This window comes from Streptomyces sp. NPDC050806 (genome assembly GCF_055586425.1).
This window is the reverse complement of sequence record NZ_JBVJIF010000016.1, coordinates 70474-97184: the sequence shown is the minus strand read 5'-3', so window position 1 is coordinate 97184 and position 26711 is coordinate 70474. Positions and strand designations below refer to the sequence as shown.

At 70.0% G+C, this 26711-nt stretch carries 18 protein-coding genes; 2 read left to right on the top strand and 16 right to left on the bottom strand.

From position 1 onward, the window contains the following. Nucleotides 1-132: 132 nt before the first annotated feature. From dxs to ACZ6WH_RS37155, 16 genes are all read right to left on the bottom strand, one after another. Nucleotides 133-2082 (bottom strand): 1-deoxy-D-xylulose-5-phosphate synthase, encoded by a 1950-nt coding sequence (gene dxs / locus ACZ6WH_RS37230; RefSeq protein WP_469734370.1) that lies wholly within the window; start codon nt 2080-2082, stop codon nt 133-135. Between the two features lie 266 nt (nt 2083-2348). Continuing rightward, nucleotides 2349-3638 (bottom strand): sugar ABC transporter permease, encoded by a 1290-nt coding sequence (locus ACZ6WH_RS37225; RefSeq protein WP_469734368.1) that lies wholly within the window; start codon nt 3636-3638, stop codon nt 2349-2351. Beyond that, nucleotides 3635-4438, bottom strand: a complete 804-nt coding sequence (locus ACZ6WH_RS37220) for an ATP-binding cassette domain-containing protein (RefSeq protein ID WP_399715176.1) — start codon at nt 4436-4438, stop codon at nt 3635-3637. The genes ACZ6WH_RS37225 and ACZ6WH_RS37220 overlap by 4 nt, the downstream gene beginning before the upstream one ends. Nucleotides 4439-4520: 82 nt before the next feature. Then, nucleotides 4521-5612: a sugar ABC transporter substrate-binding protein gene (locus ACZ6WH_RS37215; RefSeq protein ID WP_469734365.1), complete on the bottom strand. Its 1092-nt coding sequence runs from the start codon at nt 5610-5612 to the stop codon at nt 4521-4523. 188 nt (nt 5613-5800) lie between these two features. Next, on the bottom strand, nt 5801-7000 hold the full coding sequence (locus tag ACZ6WH_RS37210; protein WP_432859651.1) for an ROK family transcriptional regulator: 1200 nt from the start codon (nt 6998-7000) through the stop codon (nt 5801-5803). A 252-nt stretch (nt 7001-7252) separates the two neighbouring features. Next, nucleotides 7253-8116 carry a carbohydrate ABC transporter permease gene (locus tag ACZ6WH_RS37205; protein ID WP_361567506.1) on the bottom strand — a complete coding sequence of 288 codons (864 nt, stop codon included), beginning with the start codon at nt 8114-8116 and terminating at the stop codon, nt 7253-7255. Then, on the bottom strand, nt 8116-9060 hold the full coding sequence (locus ACZ6WH_RS37200) for a carbohydrate ABC transporter permease (RefSeq protein WP_469734362.1): 945 nt from the start codon (nt 9058-9060) through the stop codon (nt 8116-8118). Before ACZ6WH_RS37200 ends, ACZ6WH_RS37205 begins: the two co-directional genes overlap by 1 nt. A gap of 33 nt (nt 9061-9093) precedes the next feature. After that, the gene (locus ACZ6WH_RS37195) at nt 9094-10356 is read right to left on the bottom strand and encodes an extracellular solute-binding protein (RefSeq protein ID WP_469734360.1); all 1263 of its coding nucleotides are present in this window, start codon (nt 10354-10356) and stop codon (nt 9094-9096) included. Nucleotides 10357-10413: 57 nt separating this feature from the next. Further along, entirely contained in the window at nt 10414-11319 is a 906-nt protein-coding gene (locus tag ACZ6WH_RS37190) for a carbohydrate ABC transporter permease (protein ID WP_469734358.1), read from the bottom strand. Nucleotides 11320-11338: 19 nt separating this feature from the next. Next, nucleotides 11339-12280 (bottom strand): carbohydrate ABC transporter permease, encoded by a 942-nt coding sequence (locus tag ACZ6WH_RS37185; RefSeq protein ID WP_469734391.1) that lies wholly within the window; start codon nt 12278-12280, stop codon nt 11339-11341. A 214-nt stretch (nt 12281-12494) separates the two neighbouring features. Then, entirely contained in the window at nt 12495-13925 is a 1431-nt protein-coding gene (gene ngcE, locus ACZ6WH_RS37180) for an N-acetylglucosamine/diacetylchitobiose ABC transporter substrate-binding protein (RefSeq protein ID WP_469734356.1), read from the bottom strand. Between the two features lie 346 nt (nt 13926-14271). Next, nucleotides 14272-15585: a UDP-glucose dehydrogenase family protein gene (locus ACZ6WH_RS37175; protein ID WP_469734354.1), complete on the bottom strand. Its 1314-nt coding sequence runs from the start codon at nt 15583-15585 to the stop codon at nt 14272-14274. 13 nt (nt 15586-15598) lie between these two features. Beyond that, the gene (locus ACZ6WH_RS37170) at nt 15599-16858 is read right to left on the bottom strand and encodes an MFS transporter (protein ID WP_469734352.1); all 1260 of its coding nucleotides are present in this window, start codon (nt 16856-16858) and stop codon (nt 15599-15601) included. A 42-nt stretch (nt 16859-16900) separates the two neighbouring features. Then, complete coding sequence (asnB, locus tag ACZ6WH_RS37165) at nt 16901-18739, bottom strand: asparagine synthase (glutamine-hydrolyzing) (RefSeq protein ID WP_469734350.1); 1839 nt, start codon at nt 18737-18739, stop codon at nt 16901-16903. Between the two features lie 97 nt (nt 18740-18836). Then, nucleotides 18837-20690 (bottom strand): NAD-dependent epimerase/dehydratase family protein, encoded by a 1854-nt coding sequence (locus ACZ6WH_RS37160; protein ID WP_469734348.1) that lies wholly within the window; start codon nt 20688-20690, stop codon nt 18837-18839. 41 nt (nt 20691-20731) lie between these two features. Beyond that, entirely contained in the window at nt 20732-21514 is a 783-nt protein-coding gene (locus ACZ6WH_RS37155) for a phytanoyl-CoA dioxygenase family protein (protein WP_432859631.1), read from the bottom strand. 548 nt (nt 21515-22062) lie between these two features. Here ACZ6WH_RS37155 and ACZ6WH_RS37150 point away from each other — a divergent pair. Together ACZ6WH_RS37150 and ACZ6WH_RS37145 are read left to right on the top strand one after the other, a co-directional pair. Then, complete coding sequence (locus tag ACZ6WH_RS37150; RefSeq protein ID WP_469734345.1) at nt 22063-22704, top strand: hypothetical protein; 642 nt, start codon at nt 22063-22065, stop codon at nt 22702-22704. Nucleotides 22705-22859: 155 nt separating this feature from the next. Beyond that, nucleotides 22860-26645, top strand: a complete 3786-nt coding sequence (locus ACZ6WH_RS37145) for a GH92 family glycosyl hydrolase (RefSeq protein WP_469734343.1) — start codon at nt 22860-22862, stop codon at nt 26643-26645. Nucleotides 26646-26711 lie beyond the last annotated feature (66 nt).

Here is a 26711-nt window from a genome sequence, read left to right as displayed (position 1 = left end):
TGACCGAGTTTCATCAATTGGCGGAAAAGGCTCATTCACGGCTTGCCCGGACGGGCCCGAGATCACTCGATATGCGGAGGGGCCGGCACTCACCCGGTGGAGTGAGCGCCGGCCCCTGGGCCGCGTACTGGGTCAGTCCCGGGCTGCCCGGGCCGGCTCGGCGGCCCGCCCGTCCCCGGTGTCAGCGGCGTCGTCGTAACGCCCGTCGATCTTCGCGACCAGGCCGGTGACCTGGCGCGCGATGTCCGGCGCCGTGAGTCCGATCTCGGCCATGATCTCCTTGCGGGAGGCGTGGTCGAGGAAGCGCTCGGGGATGCCGAAGTCGCGCAGCGGCACGTCCACGCTCGCGTCCCGCAGCGCCTGCGCGACCGCGGAGCCGACGCCGCCGGTGCGGATGTTGTCCTCGACGGTGACCACGACGCGGTGCCGGGCGGCCAGGCCCGGCAGGGCCGCGTCGACCGGCTTGACCCAGCGCGGGTCGACGACGGTGGCGGAGATGCCCTGCTTGTCGAGCAGATCGGCGATCTCCAGGCACATCGGGGCGAGCGCGCCGACGGAGACCAGCAGCACGTCCGGCCGGTCCACGCCCTCGGGGGCCTTGCGCAGCACGTCCATGCCGCCGATCCGCTCCACGGCCTCGACGGCCGGGCCGACCGCGCCCTTGGAGTAGCGCACCACGGTCGGCGCGTCGTCGACGTCGACGGCCTCGCGCAGCTGGGCGCGTACCTGGTCGGCGTCGCGCGGCGCGGCGATCCGCAGGCCCGGGACGACCTGGAGGATGGACATGTCCCACATGCCGTTGTGCGAGGCACCGTCGGTGCCGGTGACGCCGGAGCGGTCCAGGACGAAGGTGACGCCGCACTTGTGCAGCGCCACGTCCATCAGGATCTGATCGAAGGCGCGGTTCAGGAAGGTCGCGTACAGCGCGAAGACCGGGTGCAGGCCGCCCGTGGCCAGGCCGGCGGCGGAGACCGCGCCGTGCTGCTCGGCGATGCCCACGTCGTAGATGCGGTCGGGGTAGGCCTGCGCGAACTTCTTCAGGCCGACCGGCTGGAGCATCGCGGCGGTGATCGCGACGATGTCCTCGCGCTCCTTGCCGAGCTTGACCATCTCCTCGCCGAAGACGGAGGTCCAGTCGGCGCCGGAGGCGGAGACCGGAAGGCCGGTGTCGGGGTGGATCACGCCGATGCCGTGGAAGCGGTCGGCCTCGTCCTGCTCGGCGGGCTCGTAACCGCGGCCCTTCTCGGTGAGGCAGTGCACGATGACCGGGCCGCCGAAGCGCTTGGCGCGCTGCAGCGCGGACTCCAGCGCCTCGATGTCGTGGCCGTCGATCGGGCCGACGTACTTCAGGCCCAGGTCCTCGAACATGCCCTGCGGGGCGATGAAGTCCTTCAGGCCCTTCTTCGCGCCGTGCAGCGTCTCGTACAGCGGCTTGCCGACGACCGGCGTGCGCTCCAGGAGGTCCTTGCCGCGGGCGAGGAACCGCTCGTAGCCGTCGGTCGTGCGCAGGGTGGCGAGGTGGTTGGCGAGGCCGCCGATGGTCGGCGCGTACGAACGCTCGTTGTCGTTGACGACGATGACCAGCGGGCGGTCCTTGGCGACCGCGATGTTGTTCAGCGCCTCCCAGGCCATGCCGCCGGTCAGCGCGCCGTCGCCGATCACCGCGACGACATGGTCGTCCGTACCGCGGACCTGGCTCGCCTTGGCCAGCCCGTCGGCCCAGCCCAGCACCGTCGAGGCGTGGCTGTTCTCGATGACGTCGTGGTCGGACTCGGCGCGCGAGGGGTAACCGGAGAGGCCGCCCTTGGCCCGCAGCTTGGCGAAGTCCTGGCGCCCCGTGAGGAGCTTGTGGACGTACGACTGGTGGCCGGTGTCGAAGAGGACCTTGTCCTTGGGCGACTCGAAGACGCGGTGCAGGGCGATGGTCAGCTCGACCACGCCGAGGTTCGGGCCGAGGTGTCCGCCGGTCTTGGCGACCGCGTCGACCAGGAACGTACGGATCTCCGCCGCCAGCTGGTCCAGCTGCTCCGGGCCGAGCCGGTCCAGGTCACGCGGTTCCCTGATACGGGTAAGCAGAGCCACCCGTGCCTCCTTGCGTTCGAGCGTTGTTCGAACCTGGTCGCCGGTTCGAGCTTGATCGAGCTTGCCGATCAGTCGAGTCTAATGTTCCGCTCAGAGCACCGGTGCCCGGGCAGTGCGATCTATGTCACCCGAACGGCCCCGCCGGCGGTGTCATGCCAGGCAGGGCCGTACGGGTCGGACGGAAATGACCAGGAAGGGCGCCGTGCTGCGCCGCGCGTGTCAGTTCCGCGGCGGAACTGCCGGGCGGCAGAACCGTGGCAGAACCGTCACGTGCGGCCGGCCGTCTTCTGGGTCCGGCGGGAGACCGAGTCGATGACGACGGCGGCGAGCAGCACCGCGCCGGTGATCATGAACTGGATCTCGCTGGCCATGCCCAGCAGGTTCAGGCCCTGCTGGATGGACTGGATGACGAGCATGCCCAGCAGCGCCGACCAGATCTTGCCGCGGCCGCCGAAGAGGCTGGTGCCGCCGATGACCGCCGCGGCGATCACGTTCATCAGCGTGTTGCCCGCGCCGAGGTTCTTCGTGGCGCCGCCGGAGAGGCTGGCGATGAAGAGACCGCCGAACGCGGCGAGCATCCCGGAGATCGCGAAGACCGTGATCCGGACCTTGTCGACGTTGATGCCGGCCCGGCGGGCCGCCTCCGCGTTGCCGCCGACCGCGAAGATCTGCCGGCCGTAGCTCGTCCGGCGGACCACGAAGTCCGCGATCACCAGGACGGCCAGGAAGAGCACGAGGGCCAGCGGCAGACCGCGTGCGCCCGCCGGCTCGTTCAGCACGTACGCGACGACGAAGGCGATGACCGCGACCACGGCGGTCCGCAGCCCCACCTCGCTCAGCGGCCGCGCGGGCAGCCCGGCGGCCTTGCGCCGCTTGGTGTCCAGCAGCAGCGAGCCCGCGTACGCCAGGACGGCGATCAGCGCCAGGCCGTACGCCGCGGCCTTGTCCTCGAAGTAGTAGCCGGTGAGGTAGGCGACCACGCTGTCGTCCGGCGTGTTGATGGAGCCTTCCTTGCCCATCATCCAGATCTGCAGGCCGCTCCAGCCGAGGAAGCCGGCCAGGGTGACCACGAAGGCGGGCACGCCGATCTTGGCGAAGAAGAAGCCGTGCAGCGCGCCGATGAGCAGACCGCAGCCGATGGCGATCAGTACGGACAGCCAGTCGTTCAGGCCGTTGGTGACGCTGAGCACGGCCCAGGCCGCGGCGCCCACGCCGGCCACCGAGCCGACCGAGAGGTCGATCTCGCCCAGCAGCAGGACGAAGACGATGCCGACGGCCATGATGCCGAGGCCGGAGGTGTAGACGCCGATGTTGGCGAGGCTGCCGGCCGACAGGAAGCTGCTGGTCTGGAGCTGGAAGATGACCGCGATGACGATCAGACCGAGGACGACCGGCAGCGAGCCCAGCTCGCCGCCGCGCATCCGCCGGGTGAAGTCGGTCCAGTACCCCTTGAAGCCCTGCTCGCGGACGAGCAGCCGGGGGTCGACGGCCGCGGCCGGGACGGCGCCCTGCTCCGCCGGGGCGGCCGCCTCGCTCTTGGTGAGGTCGCTGCTCATGACGCGCCCTGCTCCTTCTTGACCTGGTCCGTACGGGCCTTGCGGCGGGTGACGGCGTTGTCCGAGGCGCCGGTGATCGCGGCGATGATCTCTTCGTGGGAGGTGTCCGCCACGGAGAAGACTCCGTTGTTGCGGCCGAGCCGCAGCACCGCGACCCGGTCCGCCACGGCCTGCACGTCGGCCATGTTGTGGCTGATCAGGATCACGCCGTGGCCGCGCTCGCGGAGCCGCTCGACGAGGTCGAGGACCTGCGCGGTCTGCTCGACGCCGAGCGCCGCGGTGGGTTCGTCGAGGATGACGACCTTGGGGTCGCCGATCAGCGCGCGGGCGATGGCGACGACCTGGCGCTGACCGCCGGAGAGCGCCGCGACGGGGATGCGGACGCTGGGGATGCGGATGGACAGGGTGTCCAGCAGTTCCTTGGCGCGCTTCTCCATGGCGATCTCGTCCAGGACGGAGGCGCGGCGCAGCTCGCTGCCGAGGAAGAGGTTGGCGACCACATCGAGGTTGTCGCAGAGCGCGAGGTCCTGGTAGACGGTGGCGACGCCGAGCTCCTGGGCGTCGTGCGGCCGGTTGATGCGGACCGGACGCCCCTCCCACTCGATGACGCCCTCGTCGATGGGGTGGACCCCCGCGATGGTCTTGACGAGGGTCGACTTGCCGGCGCCGTTGTCGCCGACCAGGGCGACCACCTCACCGGGTTCGATCTCCAGCGTGACGTCCGTGAGCGCCTGGACGGCGCCGAACCGCTTGGAGACCGAGCGCAACGCCAGCACGGGCGCAGCGGACACGTGAATCATCTCCTTCGCCGCCTGTCGGGCGGGAATGGTGCGTACGAGGCTGCCGGGGCCCGCGCCGCTCGGGGCGCGGGCCGCCGAGGGGTTACTTGATGCCGGCTTCCTCGCAGGCCTTCTTGTAATCCGCGGTGCAGAGCTGGTCGGCCTTGTAGACCTTGTCCTTGATGATCGTGTCCTGGATGTCGTCCTTGGTCACGATCCGCGCGTCGTACAGCTTCGCCGGGATGCCCTTGACCTCGCCGCTGAGGCTGTCGACCTTGTCCGGGGCGACGGAGCCGAGCTTCTCGCCCTTGAGGAGCTTGACCGCGACCTCGGCGGTGGTCTCCGCCTGCGGCTTGATCTGCTTGTAGATGGTGAAGGACTGCTCGCCCTTCAGGATCCGCTGCAGACCGGCCAGCTCGGCGTCCTGGCCGCCGACCGGGACGTCGATGTTGCGCTGCTTCAGGGCGGTGAGGATGCCGCCGGCCATGCCGTCGTTGGCGGAGTAGACGCCCTGGATGCCGTCCTTGCCGAGCGCGTCGATCGCCGAGTTCATCTTCTTGTTCGCCTCGTCGGACGACCAGTCCGGGATGTCCTGCTCGTAGGCGATCTTCTTGACCTGCTTGTCCAGGACCGAGTGCGCGCCCTTCTTGAAGAACGGGGCGTTCGGGTCGGTCGGCGAGCCGTTGATCATGACAACGTTGGCATTCTTGGCGTCGCTGCCCAGGGCCTTGACCAGGCCCTCGCCCTGCAGACGGCCGATCTTCTCGTTGTCGTAAGAGACGTATGCCGAAATGTCGCCCTCGGCGAGTCGGTCGTACGCGACGACCTTCACGCCCTTCTTGGCGGCCTGGTTCACCCAGGACTTGGTGGCCTTGTAGTCGACCGCGTCCAGGATGATCACCTTGACGCCCTGCGTGATCAGCGCGTCGAACTGCTTCTTCTGGGTCTCGGTCTCCTGCGCGGCGTTGTTGTACTTCACCACGCAGTCCGAGCACAGCTCCTTGATCTTCGCCTCCATCAGGGGGCGGTCAAAGGTTTCGTAGCGCGTGGTCTTGTTCTCCGGCAGCAACAGGCCGATGGTCTTCTTGTCACCACCGCTGTCGTCACCACCGCCGGCCTTGCCGCAGGCGGCCACGGTCGCGGCCATGGAGACCGCGGTGGTGGCTATGACGACGCGACGCACAAATGCGTTCATGGGGATGGCCCTCCCTGACATGGCCGCGTCCTTGCGGCCGAGGTGCTTGGAGTCAACTCGGCCGCTCGCAGGGCGTCAAGGAGTAAATCCTTAACGAGATGACAACGGTGCCATCCGTTAGCTGTGTGAACTCAGAGTGCGCCCCAGCAGTGCTGGGGCGCCCTTTTGGTTTCAGGCAATGGCGTGCTTCAGGCAATGGCGGCAGTGTCCGGGCTCAGGGAGCCGTCCAGCAGCGTGGAGTCCCCCATCTCGCTGAGCACCAGCGCCAGCGCGCCCAGCACCTCCGCCCGGCCGCCCAGCGTGCCCGGTACGACGCTCAGCTGCCGCGCCGCGCTGGGGATGGCGTACCGCGAGACCGACTCCCGGATCGGCGCCAGCACCAGCTCACCGGCCTCCGCGAGGTCCCCGCCGAGCACCACCCGGCTGGGGTTCAGCAGGTTGCACAGGTTCGCCACGCCGCTGCCGATGTGCCGGCCGACGTCGGCGATCACCCGGCGGCAGCCCGGGTCGCCGTCCCGGGCCAGCTGGACGACGCCCGGCATGGTCAGATCCGGGCCGTGCCCCGGCTGGAGCAGTGGGAGCACGTACCGGGCCGCGGTGAAGGTCTCCAGGCAGCCGCGGTTGCCGCAGCGGCACACCGGGCCCGACTCGTCCAGCGTGATGTGCCCGATCTCGCCCGCGGTGCCGCCGGGGCCCCGGTAGATCTGTCCGCTGATCACCAGCCCGGCGCCGACGCCGCTGGCCACCTTGATGTACGCGAGGTCGGCGGCGCCCCGGCCCGCGCCCCACACCAGCTCGCCGAGCGCGCCGAGGTTGGCGTCGTTGTCGACATGCACCGGCACACCCAGCCGGGCGGACAGCTCCTCGCCCGGGTTCGTGCCCGTCCAGCCCGGCAGGATCGCGGTCGAGCCGAGGGTGCCGGACACCACGTCGATCGGGCCCGGCACGCCGAGGCCCACCCCGACGACCTTGGACCGGTCGATGCCGGTGGTCTCCACCAGCCGGCTGACCAGCTGCTCGGCCCGGTCGAAGCCCTCGGCGGCCGAGGCGTCCACGTCGATCGGCTCGGACTCCTCGGCGAGCACCTGGTGCGCGAGGTTGCCCACCGCGACCCGCAGGTGGCTGTGGCCGAAGTCGACGCCGACCACCACGCCGGCGTCGCCGGACAGCGAGACGCTGCGGGCCCGGCGGCCGCCCGCCGAGGTGGGGGTGACCTCGACGGTCCCGCCGTCCTTCAGCTCCCGCACGATGTTGGAGACGGTGGCCGCCGACAGTCCTGTGGTCCGGGCGATCTCCGCCTGGGTGAGCGATCCCGCCATCCGAACGGCACGTACGACCCGCTCAAGATTGGCCCGGTGCAGCGAGGACTGCGACCCCGGAGTCTCCATCGACTCATCCACTCCCGCCTGCCGCGGGCGGCACGACGACCGCCCGCCGGCCGGGCCGCTTCCATGAGGCCCGGCTTGTCTCCAACATGTGAATCTAAGTCGAGCCGCCCGGGTCCGCTCCCGTCAAGTCCTCGACCGCAGGAGGGCGGATATCCACGCACGACGGCCGATGCTTCACGTGGACACGGCTCGGGGCCTTCCGCCGTCCGGCGGCGGAAGGCCCCTGGGAATCCGGCCCGGCGGCCGGCCGCTTCACTTCACCGAACCCGCCGTCAGGCCCGAGACCACATGCCGCTCGATGAAGGCGAACAGCACGACGACCGGAACGATCGCCACCACGGACGCGGCGAAGAGGTAGTTCCACTCGACCGTGTAGGCGCCGATGAAGTTGTTGATGCCGACCGTCAGCGGCTGCTTGTCCGGCTCGGTGGTGAGGGTGAGGCCCATCACGAACTCGTTCCACGCCGAGATGAACGTGAAGATGACGGTGGTGACGACGCCGGGCAGGGCCAGCGGCAGCGTCACCTTCACCATGGCGCCGAAGCGGCTGGTGCCGTCCACCATGGCGGCCTCCTCCAGCTCCGGCGGGATCGAGCCGATGTAGGCCGTCAGGATCCACACCGCGAACGCCAGGTTGAACGCGGCGTTGGCGAGGATCAGCGTCCAGACGGAGTTCAGCATGTCCAGCTGGTGGAACTCCCGGTACAGGCCGACGAGCAGAGCCGTGGGCTGGAACATCTGGGTGACCAGGACCAGCAGCAGGAACAGCTTGCGGCCCCGGTAGCGCATCCGCGCCGTGTAGTACGCGGCCGGCAGCGAGACCAGCAGCACGAGCAGCGTGGCGCCGCCCGCGACGACCAGGCTGACCTGGAGGTTCTGCCCGAGCGTCGACTCCTTCCAGACCTCGACGAAGTTCGCCCACTCGAAGTGCTGCGGGAGGTACGTACGGTCCCGCAGCTCGCTCTTGGGGCGCAGCGCGGTGACGATCATCTCCAGGTACGGGGCGAGGAAGACCGCGGCCAGCGCCCAGGCGCAGACCGCGATGACGAGGGTGCGCGGCCGGAACGTACGCCGGGGCGCGCGGGCCGTGGGGCGGGCCGCCGTCGCGGTGGCCATCAGTCCTCCTCGTTCCACCGGCTGACCTTCAGGAAGATCAGCACGAGCACCACGACCATCGCGAAGTTGACCACCGACATGGCCGCGGACTCGCCGATGTCGGTCTCCTTCAGCTTGTACATGAACACCATGGTCGTGGAGGTGTCATAACCCGGGCCGCCCTGCGTCATGGCCCAGATGATGGGGAAGGAGTTGAAGACGTTGATGAGGTTGATGACCACGCCGACGAGGAACGCCGGCCGCAGCAGCGGCAGCGTGATCCGCCGGTACGTCTGCCAGGTCCCCGCCCCGTCGATCCGCGACGCCTCGTAGACGTCCCGCGGGATGGTCTGCAGCCCGGCGAGGAGGGTGTACGTGGTGAACGGCAGGGAGACGAACACCGCGACGGCCATCATCCACGGCCAGGCGGTGCCCGGGGAGCCGAGCCAGTCCCGGGAGCTGTCGATGAGGCCGAGGTCCAGCATCAGCGTGTTGAGCACGCCGGCCGTCTGATTGAGCATCCATTTGAAGCCGACCGCGGTCATCAGCACGGAGGCCGCCCAGGGGGCGATGAGCGCCCAGCGGGTGATGCGGCGGCCGGGGAAGTTCTGGTTGAACAGCTGGGCGAGGGCCAGCGAGAGCAGCATGGTGACCGCCACGACGACGACGGTCCACACCGCCGTCCACAGCAGCACCGCGCCGAAGTCGCTCTCCGCGAAGAGCTTCGCGAACTTGTCCGTCCCCGCGCCGCCCCGCACCTTTCCGGCGATGGAGATGTTCAGGAACGAGGTGCGGATCAGCTCGACGACCGGCCAGACGACCACGGCGAGAATCAGCAGGATGACGGGCGCTATCCAGGGCAGCGGGCCGAGCCTGGCGAGGCCGGCGCGGCGCCGCGCCGGCCCGGACACGCGCCCGTCCCGTCCCCGGCCGGCGGCCGGGGACGGTGGGGCCTTCAGTGACACGGAAGCTCCTTGCGAAAAGGTGGGCGCTGCCGGCTACTTGGCGTCGGCCGCCGCCGATTCGGCCTTCTTCTGGAGGTCCCCGAGGACCTGCTTCGGACTGTCGGTGACCGCCTTGCCGCCGGTCTTCTTGATCTCGGCCGAGATGACGTCCCAGGAGGTGTCGCCCAGCGGGTAGAACTTGGCCTTCGGCAGCACCTCGAAGAACGGCTCCAGGTCCTTGTGCTTACCGTTGCTCTGCATCTCCTTGAGCACGTCCTGGGTGACCGGCATGAGGTTGTACATCTCGTCGAACTGCAGCATCTTCTGGGAGTACGTGAAGTCCAGGAACTTCTTCACGCCTGCCTTGTCGGCGCCGCCGTCCTTGAATGCCATCATCCAGTCGGCCACGCCGAGGGTGCTGTCCAGCGGACCGTCCTTGCCCGGAATGGGCGCGACGCCGTAGTCGACCTTGCCCTCCTTCGCCATCTGGATGAGGCTCGGGTGGCCGTTGAGCATGCCGACCTTGCCGGCCGCGAAATCGGCGAAGGCCGTCTTGCGGTCGGTGGACGCCGGGTTGGCATAGGTCAGGCCGGGGTCGACCAGGTGGGACTTCAGCCAGCCGAACGTCTCGACGTTCTTCGGGCTGTCGATGGTGTACTTGCCGCTCGCGTCGGTGTATCCGCCGCCGTTGCCCAGTTCCCACATCATCGTCTCGCCCTGGGCCTCTTCGGGCCCGAGGGGCAGCGCGTAGGGGGTCTCCGCGGCCCGGGCGGACTTTATCTTCTTCGCGGCATCGGCGAGTTCGTCCCAGGTCTTCGGGGGCGTCTTCACCCCCGCCTTCTTCAGGACCTCCTTGTTGTAGAACAGCACGCGGCTGGAGGATACCCACGGAATGCCGTACTGCGTGCCCTTGACCTCACCGGCCTTGGCGAAGGTCGGGATGAGATTGGCGCGGGTCTTCGGCGACAGCACCTCGTCCGCCTTGTAGAGCAGATCGTCCGCGACCTTGTCGGCATAGCCGCCGGTCTGCAGCAGGTCGGGCTCGTTGCCCGCCTGGATCATGTTCTTCACGGTCTTGTCGATCTCGTTCCAGTTGACCACCTGGACATCGACCTTGTAGCCCTTGTTGGCCTTCTCGAATTCCTTCTTCACATCCGCCCAGTAGACCTTGGACGCATTGGAGGCCTTGTCCCCGTAATCGGCGGCGACCAGCTTGATGGTCTTGCTGTCGCCACTGTCTCCCCCACCGCCGCAGGCGGCGAGCGCCAAGGACATGGCACACATCGCCGCACCCATGGCGATCATCCGATTCCTCATGTGTTCAACCCTTCGAAATTCATACCGGTAAAGGACCGGAAAAAACGTGGTACGAGCTCACTTCAGGGCGCCCGCGGTCAGTCCCGCCTGTACCTGCCGCTGGAAGACCACGTACACGACGAGCACCGGGAGCATCGCGATCGTCAGGCCGGCGTAGAGCGCTCCCCAGTCGCCGTGACTGCCCTGGGAGATCGCGAGCGACGCGAGTCCCTGCGGCAGCACGTAACTGCCCTCGCTCTCGTTGTTGAGCAGCAGCGGCAGCAGGTACTGATTCCACTGGCCGAGGAAGTTGAAGATGCCGATGCTCACCAGGCCCGGCTTCGCCATCGGCAGCATGATCTGGAAGAACGTGCGGGTGTGCGAGGCGCCGTCCACCATCGCCGCCTCCTGCACCCCGGTCGGGAGGGTGCGGAAGAAGGAGGTCAGGAAGAAGACGGTGAAGGGCAGCGAATAGGCGATGTACGCGATGATCAGGCCCGGCCGGGTGTCGAGGAGGCCGAAGTTCTCCATCACGGCGTACAGCGGGACGAGGGCGAGGATGACCGGGAACATCATGCCGCCCGCGAACAGCAGGAAGATGACGCGATTGCCGGGGAAGGCGAACCGGGCGATCACATAGGCGGCCATCGAGCCGAGCAGCATGGTGCCGGTGAGCGAACCCGCGAGGATCAGCAGGGAGTTCAGGGCGTACCGGCCGATGTTCGCCTCTGCCCAGGCGTGCGAGAAGTTCTCCCAGTGCAGCGACAGGGGAATGCCCATCGGGTCGCTGAGGATGTCGCCCGACGTGCGGAACGACGTCACCGCGACCCAGATCAGCGGGCCCGCCGCCATCACCACCCAGAGGATGAGGAAGGCGTGCGAGAAGACGTTGAGGGTGGCGCTCTCGGAGGAACGGCCGCGGCCGGGGGTGCGCCGGGTGGGGGTCTCCCGCGACTGCTCCGCGGTTCCGGATGTGGTCGTCATGGCGGTATGGCTCCCGCGGTCAGTATTCGATCCGGTCGCGGTTCCCGAGCCTCATGATGATCAGGGAGAACACCACGCTGAGGACGAGGAGCACGACACCGATGGAGGTGGCATAGCCGAACTGGCCGTCACGGAAACGCTCGTAGAGGAAGACCGGGGTCACCTTCAGGGCGTTCCCCGGCACCATGACGAGGACGATGGCGAACGAGTCGAGGGCCTGGATGCCCATGTAGATCCAGCTGGTCCGCACCGTGTCGTAGATCAGCGGGAGCGTGACGTGGAAGAAGGTCCGGGACCGGCCCGCGCCGTCCAGCAGCGCGGCTTCGTAGATGTCCTTGGGGATCGCGCCCATCGCCGCGGAGAACAGCACGACGTAGAAGCCGACGAAGCTCCAGGACAGCACGGTGAGCACCGCGATCAGGGCGAGGGTGTGATTCCCGCCCAGCCAGGCGGGGCCGGCCACGCCCGCGCCCTTCAGCGCGCCGTTGAGCAGGCCGCTGTTGGTGCTGAATACCCGTCCCCAGACGACGGCGATGATGGCGACGGAGAGGACCTGGGGGAAGAAGTAGACGACCTTGTAGAACGCGGATCCCGCGACGCCCGCGACGGCCTGTCCCCTGCGGTGCCGGCCGCCCGCCGTGAGCATGTAGGCGAAGAACATGCCCAGCACGAGGGTGATGAGCGGGGCGATGACGAGCAGCGAGAGGCTGGTCGTCAGCGAGTCCCAGAACCGCTCGTCGTGCCACATCTTCTCGAAGTTGCCGAGTCCGATGAAGTTCGCCACCGGGCCGCCGGACCAGTCGGTGAACGAGTAGTAGATCGCCTGGATGAAGGGCGAGACGACGAATACCGCGTAGAAGACGAGTGGCAGGACCAGGAAGCCGGTGATGAAGCGGTACTTGTCGAGCGTGCGGTATCTCCGGTCGTTCCGCACGCTCTCGGGCGTGAACCGGGGCGGCAGGAAGACCGCCGCGAGAAAGGCGAGCCGCCCCGGTGCGGCGACGTCGTGCGTCCGGTGGTCACTCGTCGTGGAGGGCGGAGACTTGTCCACCCGTGCTTGTGCGATCACGCCGCCCCGCTTCAGATCTGTGGTACCCGTGCTCCGTACTGGTCCGTGCCGTGCTTCGTCGTGCCGTACTTCGCCGTGCCCGTGCCACGCCCCCGTCGCGGCGTCTTCAGGCCTTCTCGACCTTGCTGATGTCGGGGTCCTTGGCCACTCGGTCGGACGCCTTCTGCATGGTGTCCATCACGCCCTTCACCGACATGTCCCCCACCATGAACCTGGCCATGGCGCCGTCGAAGTCGTTCTCGAACAGCTCCTCGTACCACTCCTTGAAGTACGGGATGACGATGTTGTCGCCGGCCGCCGTGATGGCCTTCTGGGCGCTGTCGACGCCGGGCGGCAGGTCCATGCCGTCGATCGCGCCCTTGAGCGCGGGGATCGACGAGACCTCCTTGAAGAAGTTCTGCGCGGCCTTCTTGCTGTACATCATCCGGAGCCACTCCATGCCGCCCTGGACGTTCCTGGCCTTGGCCGGTACGAGGAAGGGCTCGCCCGGCGGGGCGTAGAGCGTGCCGAACGGCAGCTTGTCGCTCTTGTCGAGCGAGGGAGTGGCGCCGACGGTCATGCCGAAGCCCTTCGGCACGGTGTCCTTGGCCTCGCTCTCCACCCAGGAGCCGTCGGGGATGAAGACGCACCTGCCCTTGGTCCAGGCGGTCTGCATCTCGGTGTGCGCGTCCTGGCCGTCGAAGCCGCTGAGCACGTACTTCTTGGCGACCAGCTCCTCGAACGCCTCCAGGACGGACTTCACCGCGTCGTGCTTCCAGGCGTTCGGCTCCAGGTAGTCCATCGCCTCGATGACCTCGCGCCCGCCGACCTGCGCGAACATCGCGTACATGCTGAAGAGCATGTAGCGGGCGTGGCCGCCCGGGTAGCTCCAGCCGTGGATGCCCTTCGCCTTGGCCTTGCGGCAGACGGCCAGCATCTCGTCCCAGGTCTTCGGGTACTCCATCTCCAGCTCGTCGTTCAGCAGCCGCTTGGAGTACCAGTTGCCGTACGCCGTCATGGCGATGTTGAGCTGGTAGCAGCCGTCGGTGCCGAAGCTGCCCATCTTCTCCATGCCGGGGACGAGGGTGTCCCGCACCTTGACCTTCGGGTCGTCCCAGGACGGGGCGTCGAGCAGCTCGGTGAGGTCGGCCACCTGCTCGTTCTTCACGAGCTTGCCGATGTTCATGTCGTCGGCGCCGGAGTTGTTGATCACGTCTGCCGTCGGATTGCCTCTGATGATCTTCGGCTGCACCTGCGTCGCGATGCGCTCCGTGGCCTTCTGCACCGGCTTGGCCTTGGGGTACTTCTCCGCGTACATGTCGGTCACGTACTGCGCGTACTTGTCGCCGTAGCCGCCGTTGAAGATGTAGACCGCGAGGCCCGCGTCCGCCTTCACGCCGAGCGGATTGTCCTTGCTCTTCTTACCCTTTTCGGCCCGGTTCTCATCACCGCCGGCGCTGGCGCACGAGCTGAGAGCGCCGACCGCGGGCACCGTGAGGATGCCTGCCGCCGCCGCCCTCTTCATCACGTCACGACGGTTGAGGCTGGTGGATCCCATGCTCAAGTCCTCGCTCTCTCCGGGACTCAGGCGGTGAACCGGACCCTCCCCGGCACCGCGGTGGTGTGAAGCTGGGGTCGTACGGTGCTGCTGTGGCGCTCAGCCTGTAATGAGCGTGACGGCATGGGAGGACACTCAAGTCCTTTTCGCAGCCCGGGCGTTCGCCCGGCCCCTCCCGCCACGGGTCGGCATCCGGCCGAACGGCGATGCTGACGCCGACAGGTATAGTCCTCTCCACACGAATCGGGCAAGATCGAAAGCAGGTTTGGGCGCCGGTCTTTTCCGAGTTGAGACCTCCGGACCACGCGCGTCCCCGGCGCCCCCGTCCGCAGGGGCGGCCCGCCCGTCAGGGGCGGCCCGGCGCCCGGTACTGCCACCCGGCCCGCCGCCACGCGGCCGGGTCGAGCACATTGCGCCCGTCGACGATCCCGCGCCCCGCCACCACCGCGCCCAGCTCCACCGGATCCAGCCGTACGAACTCCTGCCACTCGGTGAGCAGCAGCACCACCCGCGCCCCGCGGGCCGCCTCCGTCGCCGAGGTGGCGAAGCCCAGCTCCGGGTACGCCTTGCGCGCGTTGTCCAGGGCGACCGGGTCGTACACCGACACCAGGCCGCCGTGCTGCTGGATCTCCCTGGCCACGTGCAGGGCGGGCGAGTCGCGGATGTCGTCGGAGTCCGGCTTGAAGGCCGCCCCGAGGACGGCCACGGCACGGCCGTCGAACGAGCCGCCGACCAGGTCGCGGGCGAGCTCCACCACCCGGTCCCGGCGGCGGAGGTTGATCGCGTCGATCTCGCGGAGGAACGACAGCGCCTCTCCGGCGCCCAGTTCGCCGGCGCGGGCCATGAAGGCACGGATGTCCTTGGGCAGGCAGCCGCCGCCGAAGCCGAGCCCCGCGCTGAGGAAGCGTCCGCCGATGCGGTCGTCGTGGGCCAGCGCCTCGGCGAGCCGCACCACGTCCGCACCGGCCGCCTCGCACACCTCGGCCATGGCGTTGATGTACGAGATCTTCGTGGCCAGGAAGGCGTTCGCGGCCACCTTGACCAGCTCGGCGGTGGCGAAGTCGGTGACCACGACGGGGACCTCGCCGAGCGGCGCGTAGAACGCGCGCAGCACCCGCTCGGCATACGGGGTGCGGACGCCGAGGACGACGCGGTCCGGGGTGAGGGTGTCCGCCACCGCGAAGCCCTCGCGCAGGAACTCGGGGTTCCACCCCAGGTCGGCCCGGTCACCGGCGGGCGCGAGCCCCTGCAGCCGGCCGGCGAGCCGCTCGGCCGTGCCGACGGGCACGGTCGACTTGCCGACGACCAGGCACGTCCGCGTCAGATGCGGTGCCAGCGCGTCGACGGCCGCGTCGAGCTGGGACACGTCGGCCGCGTACCCGTCCGCGCGCTGCGGCGTGCCGAGGCACAGGAAGTGCACGTCACCGAAGTCGGCGGCCTCCCGGTAGGAGGTGGTGAACCGCAGCTTCCCGGCGGACAGCCCCCGGCGCAGCAGCTCGCCGAGGCCTTCCTCGTGGATGGGCAGCTCGCCGTCGTTGAGCCGTCTCACCTTGTCCGCGTCGACGTCCAGGGCCAGGACGTCATGGCCCAGTTCGGCCATGCACGCGGCGTGGGTGATGCCGAGATAGCCACTGCCGATCACCGTGGTGCGGTACCGCATGGACGAGCCCCAATCATGTGACGGTCGGGTCGAGGGAGGGAGAGCCGGCCGCCGGCGCCGTTCGCTCCGGGGCGCGCGCAAGACGGCGGACGGGGGTGACGACGATCAGGGCCGCGGCGCAGCAGAAGCCGATCACCGTGGCGACCATCAGCATCCGGTGGACGCCGACGACGGTGCTCGCGGGGCCCGCGATCATCTGCCCGAGCGGGACGGCCAGGATCGAGCCCGCGATCTCGTAGGCGGACACCCGGTTGAGCCGGTCCTCGGGGATCTGGGTCTGCATCGTGGTGGCCCACTGGACGCCCCAGAACGCCCAGCCGATCCCGCTGATCCCGTACCCGAGCATGAGCAGCGGCTGGGCCGGCACCAGGGACGCCGCGAGCGGCATCAGCGGGAACAGGAACATCGCGATCCCGCCGCCGAAGAGCGGCCGGGACGGGCGGACCCGGATTGCGATGACGCCGCCGAGGACGCAGCCGGCGCCGAACGCCCCCTCCGCGTAGCCGAACGCGGCACTGCCGTGCGCGTCCGTGATGGAAGCCGCGCCCAGCGGGGTGATGGGGCCCCAGACGAACATGCCCAGCATCCACCAGATGAGGATGACCGCCACCAGCCAGGACCGGGACCGGAACTCGTGCCAGCCGGTCAGCAGGTTCTCCAGCGTGGAGGCCGACCGGTCCACCACGAAGCGCTGCAGCCGCAGCGCCACCAGGCACAGGCCGCTGACCGCGAAGGTCCCCGCGGTGACCGCGAACGCCACGGCCGCCGAGGTGGTCGCGACGAGCGCCCCGGACAGCGCGGGCCCCGCCATCGTGGACATCCCCTGGGCCACCCGCAGCACGCCGTTGGCCTGCTGCGGGTCGGCCGCGACCTGGGGCACCAGGCTGGTGACGCCCGGCTGGAACATCGCGGTCGCGGTCCCGCCCAGCGCGGCCACGCCCACCACGAACCACAGCGGCGGGTGCCCGAGCAGGAAGTAGCCGGCGAGCGCGCCCATGAGCAGGAACCGGGCCGCGTCGGCCGCGATCATCTGCGGCCGGGGGTGGAACCGGTCGGCGAAGACCCCGCCGAACACGACGAAGAGCGCGAAGGCCCCCATCCAGGCGCCGAGCGCGAACCCGACCGCGCTCACCCCGTACCCGAGCGCGAGCATCGCGACCGACAGCGCGACCGGGAGCATCGCGTCGCCCAGCATCGAGGCGATGCGGGCGATGAAGTAGAGACTGAAGTTCCGGGTCCACAGACGGGACGGCGCTGCGCCGGACAGAACCATGCGGCTTCCTTCGATCGTTCCGTTACGGGGGCTTCGGACCGCTCAGAGGTCCACCCGCACCCCGTAGGTCCGCAGCCAGCTGTCCAGCTGCAGCGCCGTCTCCAGCACCGCCCGGCTCACCCCGTCCGTCAGGGCCGCGGCCCCGTCCCGTGCCACCGCCGCCGCGAGACCGGCGGAGAGCAGCGGGCCGACCGGGCTCTCGGGGGACCGGACGACGGCCACCAGCCGGTCCCGGAGCACCCGGTCGTAGGCGGTGTCCCGGAGGTTGGGGTACGGGGTCTTGACCCGCATGGCGACCGGCTCGGGGAGCAGGTCCTTCATCGCCGCGCGCAGCAGGCTCTTCTCCCGCCCGTCGAAGCCCTTCATGGACCGGGGGATGTTGAAGGTGTACTCGACCAGGCGGTGGTCGGCGAACGGGACCCTGATGTCCAGCCCGGACGCCATGCCGAGGCGGTCCAGCCGGTCGAAGAGGACCCGGGAGTGGCGGGTGTGCGCCAGGTACGTGACCTCCCGGTAGCGGGCCTCGTCCGCGTCGTCGAGCCGGTCGGCGGCGATCTCCGCGACGGCGTCCCGGTGACAGTCGTGCTCGTACCCGGCCAGGTCGAGCTTGGTGAGCAGGCCGGCGTCGAAGACGGCGGCGTTGCCCCGGAAGCGCGGCCTGCCCTCCGCGACCCAGGGGAAGGTGGGGGTGGCGATCCATTCGGGCAGGCGGTTCCAGTTGTACCCGCCGAAGACGTCGTCGCCGCACTCCCCCGAGAAGGCGACGGCGGCGTGCTCCCGCGCGGCGCGGAACAGCAGGTGCAGCGAGGCGTACTGGTCGCCCTTGTTCAGGGGCACGTCGTAGGCGGCGAGGACGGAGGCGCGCAGCTCCGGGTCGAGCAGGTCCAGGTCCTTCAGGGAGATCTCGCCGTGGTCGGTGCCGACGTGCTCGGCCAGCTGCCGGGCGTAGAGGTGGTCGTCGTTGCCCCGTTCACCGGCGGGCCGGCCGGGGTCGTGGTCGTTGACCGCGAGGGAGCGGACCGGGCCGAGGCCCCTCTCCCGGGCCACCTTGGCCTCCAGGGCGGTGAGAGAGCTGGAGTCCAGCCCGCCGGAGAGCAGGGCGCAGGGCGGCGCGTCGCCCGCCATCTGCTCGGTGACGACGGTTTCGAGGAGGTCGCGGACGGCGTCGACGGTCCCGTCGAGGCTGTCGTGGTGGTCGGCGATCCGCAGTGCCCAGTACCGCCGTTCGGCCGTGCCGGCCCGGGTCACCCGCACCGTGTGGCCGGGGCGCACCTCGTGCATGCCGCGGAAGATCGCGTGGCCCGGCACCCGGGCGACGGAGAGGATGTCGCGAAGCCCCTCGGCGTCGACGACGGGGGTGAACTCCGGGTGGGCGAGGATCGCCTTCGGCTCGGAGCCGAAGAGCACGCCGGCGGGGGTGACCGCGTAGAACAGCGGCTTCACGCCCATCCGGTCCCGGACCAGGAGCAGTTCCTCGCGGCGTACGTCCCAGAGCGCGAAGGCGTAGGTGCCCTCGATGCGCGTGACGCAGTCGGCGCCCCATTCGAGGTAGGCGTGCGCGACGACCTCGGCGTCGCTCCCGGTCCTGAGGTCGTGGCCGAGCGAGCGGAGCCTGCTCCGCAGCTCGCGCGCGTTGAAGACCTCGCCGTTGAGGGTGAGTGCCGCGCGCGGCCCGGAGCCGTCCGGCACGACGAGCGGCAGCGCGCCGCCCTCGGGTACGGCAGCGGACCGCCGCCGGTGGCCGAGCGCTGCGTGCCCCGACAGCCACAGGCCCTCGCCGGCCGGGCCGCGGCGGGCCAGCGTGGCCGTCATGGCCTGCACGGTGTCCCGGTCGGGGGCCACGTTGCGGGAGAAGTCGACCAGGCCGGCGATACCGGACATGCGGTACTCCTTGAGAAGTCGTGAGCGTGGGGTGGGTGTGCGGCGCGCGGCCGCGTACGCGGAGTTCTCGCGTACGCGGCCGGCAGCGGGCGGGCGGCTACGGGACGTCGTAGTCGCCGTGGATGTCGCAGGCGTACCACTGGGCCATGGCGCGCATGCCCTCGAAGACCGACGCGGCGGGCCGCCACGCGAGTTCGGCCGTGATCAGGTCCGTCGACATGGTCCACCGCTCCGCTCCGGGCTCCCGGCTCTCCTCCCGGGGCGTACGGCGCGAGACGTCGGAGACCAGGTCGGCCAGCTCCTCCTCCGTGTACGTCGCCGAGGCCACGTTGAGGACCGGCTGTGCGGCCGGGGCGGCGAGGACGGCGCCGATCGCGTCGGCCATGTCCCGGTAGTCCAGCACCTGGTGCGCCCGCCGCTCGTTCAGGGTGAGCGAGTGGCGGGTCCACGCCAGGTGGACCCACTCGACGGGGGCGCTGCCGGCGGGCGCGTGCGGTCCGACCGGCGCGGCGAGGCGCAGCACCTGGACCGGGATGCCGGCCCGCTCGCCCCACTGGCGGCAGCGCTCCTCCTCCTGCCACCAGCCCAGGGCGACGGGGTCGGCCGGCGGCCCGGCGAGCGCCGTCTCCGGCACGGGCCCTTCGGGGCTGCCGCGGTAGACGGCCGCCGAGCCGGCGAGGACGAACCGCGCCACCCCCGCCTTGCCCGCCGCCGCCAGCACGGCGTCGGTCCGGTCGGCGTCGGCCGGGGAGCCCAGGTGCACCACGCACGGGACGCCGTCCAGGTCATGGGCGTCCGGCACGCCCGGCACGTATTCCGCGCGGTGGCCCAGGTCGCCCAGCAGCCGCGCCAGTTGGCCCCCGAAACGGGCGTCGCCACCGGTGACGGCGAGGCGGACGGCGCCGGGCCCGGGGTCCACCGGGCGCGCCTCCGCACGGCGCCCCTCCGCCAGCGCGGCCAGGGCCAGGTCCCGTGCCTCGGGGGCCATGGCGAGCAGCTCGGCGGCGGTGTACTCCTCGCACAGGCCGCCCGGAACCAGCGTCTCCAGCACCGCGGCCGCCACCGCCGGGTCGGGCTCCGGCGCCCCGGCGGTGACGACGCCGAGGGCGAAGCCCGTCGCCCACACGGCCCGGGTCACCCGCTCGGGCAGCGCGCCCGGGCCGGCCGCCGCGTAGGCCGTGCGGCACTGGTCGAGCAGCCCCTCGCGCCGCAGATACCGCTCCGTCTCCAGGTACTCCCACTCCGTGCCGCGCCGCACCGCGCACCGGGCGTCGCCGTACTGGTAGAAGGGGACGACCGGGAAGCGCGGGCAGTCGTACGTCGCCGGCTCCTCGGCCCGGTCGGCGAAGAGCGTCGCCTGGCGGAAGCCGTGGTAGCTGTTGCCGGCGATGCTGGGCACCTCGTCGTGCTGCACCGTGCTGGGCGTGGTGAACCTCACGGGTATGCCGAGGGAGTTGAGGTACTGCTGCATCACGACGTCGTAGGGCCAGCCCTCGCCGTGCTCCTCCTGGAAGCGCACGTATCCGCGGGCGACGTCGGCGGGCAGCATCAGTGCCTGGCAGGGCACGTGCTCCTGGAGGGTGTACGCCCACGGGGAGCCGGTCAGCGCCGCGAGACGGGCCACGGCGCCGTTGCGCGCCTCCCATCCGGCGTAGAAGGAGACCGCCTCGTCCGGGACCCGCGACGCGACGCGCTCGACCTGCTCGTAGAACCCGTCGGCCAGCAGGACGTCGTCCTGGAGCACGAGGTGGTGGGTGGCGTCCGGCGCGACGCAGCCCCAGGAGACGAGCGCGGTGCGCAGGGCCGTCGGCCGCCCTTCCGGCTCGGGGTCGGTGGTGACCCGTATCCGGCCTTCCGGGTCGGCTTCGGCGAGGAGCCGGGCCTCCTTCAGGCGCTTGGGGTGCGCCATCACGGCACCGCTCAGCGTCACCGGTCGGCGGGGGGAATCCATGGCATTACCTCACAGGCGTGGTCGGGGCGGTCGGCGGACGGTCAGCCGGCGGTGGTGGCGGCGTCGGTGTTGCGCACCTTGCGCACGTTCTCCTGCAGGCCGTGGTCCGCGCCCCGCTCGCGTTCGAGCCGGATCATCCCGGCGGGGCGGTAGTTGAGGATGTAGGCGCGGCGCACCCGGTCCGTGGTGTTGCCGCGGGAGTAGTGCAGGGTGTGGCCGTCGTGCGCGACCCCTTCGCCCGCCGACACGGGGACCGCGGTGGCCCCGGGCTCGTCCTCGGCGCAGTCGGTCTCGATGTTCTTGCCGTCGCTGGTCGGGCGGTGCGGGCGCAGCGGCTGCCGGTGCGAGCCCTTGACGTACCACATGCAGCCGCTGTCGAGGACGGCCTCGTCGAGCGCCACCCACACGGTGACGGCCCGGGTGTCGGGGAGATCGATCCAGTAGGCGGCGTCCTGGTGCCAGGGCGTCGGTACCCCGGTGTGCGGGTCCTTGTGGATCAGCATGTCGAAGTCCAGCTCGGCGTCGTCGCCGATGAGTTCGCGGGCCACCGCCAGCGCCCGGGTGTGCAGCGGGAGGTCCAGCAGCGGCTTGTACAGCGCGGAGGGCCACATGATCTGGGTGATGTTCTCCCGCACGCCGTCCCGGCGCGGAACGTGGGAGCCGAGGTCGGAGCGCTTGTCGCCGCTCTCTATCTCCCCGCTCAGGAAGCGGTCGTAGATGTCCCGGTACATCTCGACCTCGTCCGCGGAGAGCAGCGGCCCGGTCGCGGCGAAACCGTCCTGCCGGAACACCTGCGCCACTTCGAGATGAGCGCTCACTGTCATGCCGAACCCTTCCCCATGAGCGGTCGCACGGCATGCCGCATTCAGCCCTGTGCAGGGCGGAAACGTCGGCAGAGAAAGGCGACCACGCCGAATCTGTGATGATCTCGGTGATGCTTGAACGCGAACCGGGGAACGGGCGGAACGATTGATGCCCGATTCGGTCGGGGCACGAATACGGAGTCAGTTACTCCACGTACTCGGCAGCGGGAAAATCATGATGATCCCTGAACACCCACGATCCGATCGCCCCCCGTTCGACCTTCGTTCTTCGCAGCGCCGAGCAATCTAAGGGGCGACCGTCCCGCCGGTCAAGCATTTCCTGGAGCGCTTCCGTTTTCCGCCGGAACACCGCACCGACCAGCGAGAATTCCAAGGGACAGGCCTCCGCGACAATTATTCAGCGTCCTTGCGTAATGGGCAACGGCCCGCGCTTCGACGGGAATTCCGGGCTTTCCCGGGGCAGCGGGCGAATCCGGATCTATGATCTGCGACGGCCCGCACGCCCTGTCGTTGCGATCACGGCCGGTCCATCCTCGAAGGAGACGACAATGAGCGTTCAGGAGACGGTCTCGGAGCACGGGCTGACGGTGCGCGCCCGGCATCGCCGGAACCCCTACGACTACCTCTTCGACGGCGATCGGCTCGACGCCCTCCTGCTGGAACTCGGACGGAAGCGCGCGGCGAGCATCCACCGCCACCACACCGCCGATCCGTCCACCGCACCCCTCGGCACCTACCCCCGCGCGGCCATGGGCTTCGTCCTCCTGGACCCCACGGCCGGCCCCTGGACACCCAACGAGGCCGCGGTGCTCGGCGTGATCACCATCGGCGAGGACGCCCACCGCTTCCTGCCCAACGCGGCCGCCAAGGCCGCCGGCCACCGGCGGCTCGGACGCAACTACGGCGAGGCGGTCCTCGTCGACACCCATCTGTGCGGCAGCGCCGGCTTCCGCTACGGGCACTCCGCCGAGGTGCGCGGGCAGATCGTCGGGGCCAGCTCGCAGTCCCCGGACCAGGACCTGTTCGAAGCCGGGCAGCTGGCCAGGGACTTCGTCGAGGCCGTCACCGAGGCGCACCGCGAGTGGGAGGAGCGGGTGGGGCCGGGCGACTGGCTCGCCGCTGACGACGCGCCGCACCAGGAGTACGTCGACATGGTGAGCTTCTTCTCCCCGGTGTCCGCGCCCGCCTGAGCGGCTGTTTCCCGGCGGTTGCCCTTGACACCCCTTGCCGCTTGCCGCCCTACTGGTCCTTTGCGAGCACGCTGACAACGTTGTCCAACTCGTAGGGAGGCACCACGCGGATGGGGCACAGACCTCGACACAGACGCCGGCCGGCGGCCGTGGCGATGACCGGAGCGCTCTCCTTCGCCCTCGTCGTGGCGGGCCAGGGCGCGGCCGTCGCGAAGCCGGACGCGGCAGCCCGTACCGACCGGGCGTTCAGCTCCTCCTTCGAGGAGCGCGACGCGGCGCCGGACTGGCTGAACACCGTGGAGACCGGCCCGGACGGCAAGAAGAAGGCCGCCGGCGTCAACGGCGGGTACAGCTCCGGCATCCCGGGCAATGTGACGGACCATGTCACCGACGTCCGGGCAAGCGCGGAGAACACCGACGGCGGGGAGGTGAAGGAGAACCTCGCCGACGGCGACCCGGGCAGCAAATGGCTCACCTTCGAGCCCACCGGCTGGGTGGAGTTCGACCTCGACAAGAGCGTCAAGGCCGTCACCTACGCACTGACTTCGGCCAATGACCACGCCGAGCGCGACCCCGCGGACTGGACCCTCAAGGGGTCGACGGACGGCAAGGACTGGAAGGTCCTCGACAGCCGGGAGGACCAGTCGTTCCCGGAGCGCCACCAGACGAGGACGTACGACATCGGCGACGCGGGCGACTACGCGCACTACCGCCTGGAGGTCACCGCGAACAACGGCGCCGACGACGCGCTGCAACTCGCCGAGGTCCAGCTGTCGGTGGGCGGCGGAGACACCCCGGCCCCCGGTGACATGCTCTCCCTCGTCGACCGGGGCCCGAGCGGCTCGCCGACCGCCAAGGCCCGGGCAGGCTTCACCGGCACCCGCGCCCTGCGCTACGCCGGGACGCACACGGCCGACGGCCACGGCTACTCGTACAACAAGGTCTTCGACGTGAACGTCGACGTCCGGCGCGACACCGAACTCTCCTACCGCGTCTTCCCGTCCATGGCCGACGGCGACCGGGACTACGCCGCCACGCACGTGGCCGTGGACCTGGCCTTCACCGACGGCAGCTACCTCAGCGACCTGCACGCCGTCGACCAGCACGGCTTCGCCCTCACCCCGCAGGGCCAGGGCGCCGCCAAGGGCCTGTACGTCAACCAGTGGAACCACGTCGCCTCGCGGATCGGGCAGGTCGCGAACGGCAGGACGATCGACCGGATCCTGATCGCGTACGACTCCCCGAAGGGTCCGGCGGCCTTCCGCGGCTGGCTGGACGACGTCAGCGTGCGGGAGAAGCAGCCCGAGAAGCCGCTCGCCCACGTCGCCGACTACGCCTCGACCGTCCGCGGCACGAACTCCAGCGGCAGCTTCTCGCGCGGCAACACCTTCCCCGCGACCGCCGTGCCCAACGGCTTCAACTTCTGGACGCCGGTGACCAACGCCGGCTCCCAGGACTGGCTCTACGAATACGCGCGCAAGAACAACTCCGACAACCTCCCCACCCTCCAGGCCTTCGGCGCCAGCCACGAACCCAGCCCCTGGATGGGCGACCGGCAGACCTTCCAGGTGATGCCGTCCACCGCGGCCGGCACCCCCGACGCCTCCCGCACCGCCCGCGCGCTCCCCTTCCACCACTCCCGCGAGACGACGAAGCCCCACTACTACGGCGTCACCTTCGACAACGGGCTGAAGACCGAGATCGCTCCCGCCGACCACGCCGCGATGATGAAGTTCACCTTCCCGGGTGACCACGCGAGCCTGATCTTCGACAACGTCAACAACAAGGGCGGGCTCACGCTCGACACCGACAAGGGCGTGGTCAGCGGCTTCTCCGACGTCAAGAGCGGGCTCTCCACCGGCGCCACCCGGATGTTCGTGTACGCGGTCTTCGACGCCCCGGTCGCCGGCGGCGGCAAGCTCTCCGGGGGCGGCGGCCCCGACGTCACCGGTTACCTGCGGTTCAAGCCCGGCGCCGACCGCACCGTCACCATGCGCATCGCCACCTCCCTCATCAGCGTCGACCAGGCGAAGGCGAACCTCGGCCAGGAGATCGCGCAGGACGCCTCGTTCGCGTCCGTCCGGAACCGGGCCCGCGCGCAGTGGGACGACATCCTCGGCCGCATCGAGGTCGAGGGCGCGAGCCAGGACCAGCTCACCACGCTCTACTCCAACCTCTACCGGCTCTACCTCTACCCCAACTCCGGTTCCGAGAAGGTGGACGGCAAGGTCCGCTACGCCAGCCCGTTCTCCCCGCAGACCGGCCCCGACACCCCGACCCACACCGGGTCGAAGATCGTCGACGGCCAGGTCCACGTCAACAACGGCTTCTGGGACACCTACCGGACCACCTGGCCCGCGTACTCCTTCCTCACCCCGAAGCGGGCCGGCGAACTGGCCGACGGGTTCGTGCAGCAGTACAAGGACGGCGGCTGGATCTCCCGCTGGTCCTCCCCCGGCTACGCCGACCTGATGACCGGCACCAGCTCCGACGTGGCCTTCGCCGACGCCTACGGCAAGGGCGTGCGCTTCGACGCGAAGGCGGCGTACGAGGCGGCGCTGAAGAACGCCACGGTCGCCCCGCCCAGCCCGGGTGTCGGCCGCAAGGGCATGGAGACCTCCCCCTTCCTCGGGTACACCTCGACGAAGACCAAGGAGGGCCTGTCCTGGGCGCTGGAGGGCTACCTCAACGACTCCGGCATCGCCCGCATGGGCCAGGCGCTCTACAAGAAGACCCACGAGAAGCGCTACAAGGAGGAGTCGGCGTACTTCCTCAACCGCGCCCGGGACTACGTGAAGCTCTTCGACGACAAGGTCGGCTTCTTCCAGGGCAAGGACGAGAAGGGCGACTGGCGGCTGTCGCCCGACAAGTACGACCCGCGCGTCTGGGGCAACGACTACACCGAGACCAACGGCTGGTCCTTCGCCTTCACGGCACCGCAGGACCTGAAGGGGCTCGCCAACCTCTACGGCGGCCGCGCGGGCCTGGCGAAGAAGCTCGACACGTACTTCGCCACCCCGGAGACCGGCAGCAAGGAGTTCGCCGGCAGCTACGGCGGCGTGATCCACGAGATGACCGAGGCCCGCGACACCCGGATGGGCATGTACGGCCACAGCAACCAGCCGTCGCACCACATCGCGTACGCCTACGACGCGGCGGGGCAGCCGTGGAAGACCCAGGAGAAGGTCCGCGAGGTCCTCTCCCGGCTCTACCTGGGCAGCGAGATCGGCCAGGGGTACCCGGGCGACGAGGACAACGGCGAGATGTCGGCCTGGTACGTCTTCAGCGCCCTCGGCTTCTACCCGCTGGTGATGGGATCGCCCGAGTACGCCATCGGCTCCCCGCTCTTCACCAAGGCCACCGTCCACCTGGAGAACGGCCGCGACCTGGTCGTCAAGGCCCCGAAGAACAGCGCGCGCAACATCTACGTGCAGGGCGTGAAGGTCAACGGGAAGACGTGGAACTCCACGGCGCTCCCCCACTCGGTCCTGGCCCGCGGCGGCACGCTCGACTTCACCATGGGCCCGGAGCCGTCCCGCTGGGGCACCGGCAAGAACGCCGGCCCCACCTCGCTCACCAAGGACGACAAGGTGCCGGCCCCGGCCGGTGACGTGACCTCACCGGGCGGCTCGGCGCTCTTCGACAACACCTCGGACACCGAGGCGTCCTTCGAAACGGCCGCCGCCGACCTCACGAAGCCGGCGCGCGTCACCTCGTACACGCTGACCTCGTCGGCGAAGGCCGGGGCACCGAGCGGCTGGACGCTCCAGGGCTCCCGTGACGGCAGCCGGTGGACCACCGTCGACCGCCGCTCCGCCGAGTCGTTCACGTGGGACAAGCAGACCCGCGTCTTCTCGGTGGACCACCCGGGCACGTACCGGCACTACCGCCTGGCCCCGTCCGGCCCGGCCACCCTCGCGGAGGTGGAGCTGATCTCCTGACCCGCTCCACCACAGCACCGGGGCCGTACCCCTTCCTCCAGGAGGTACGGCCCCGGGCGCATCCGA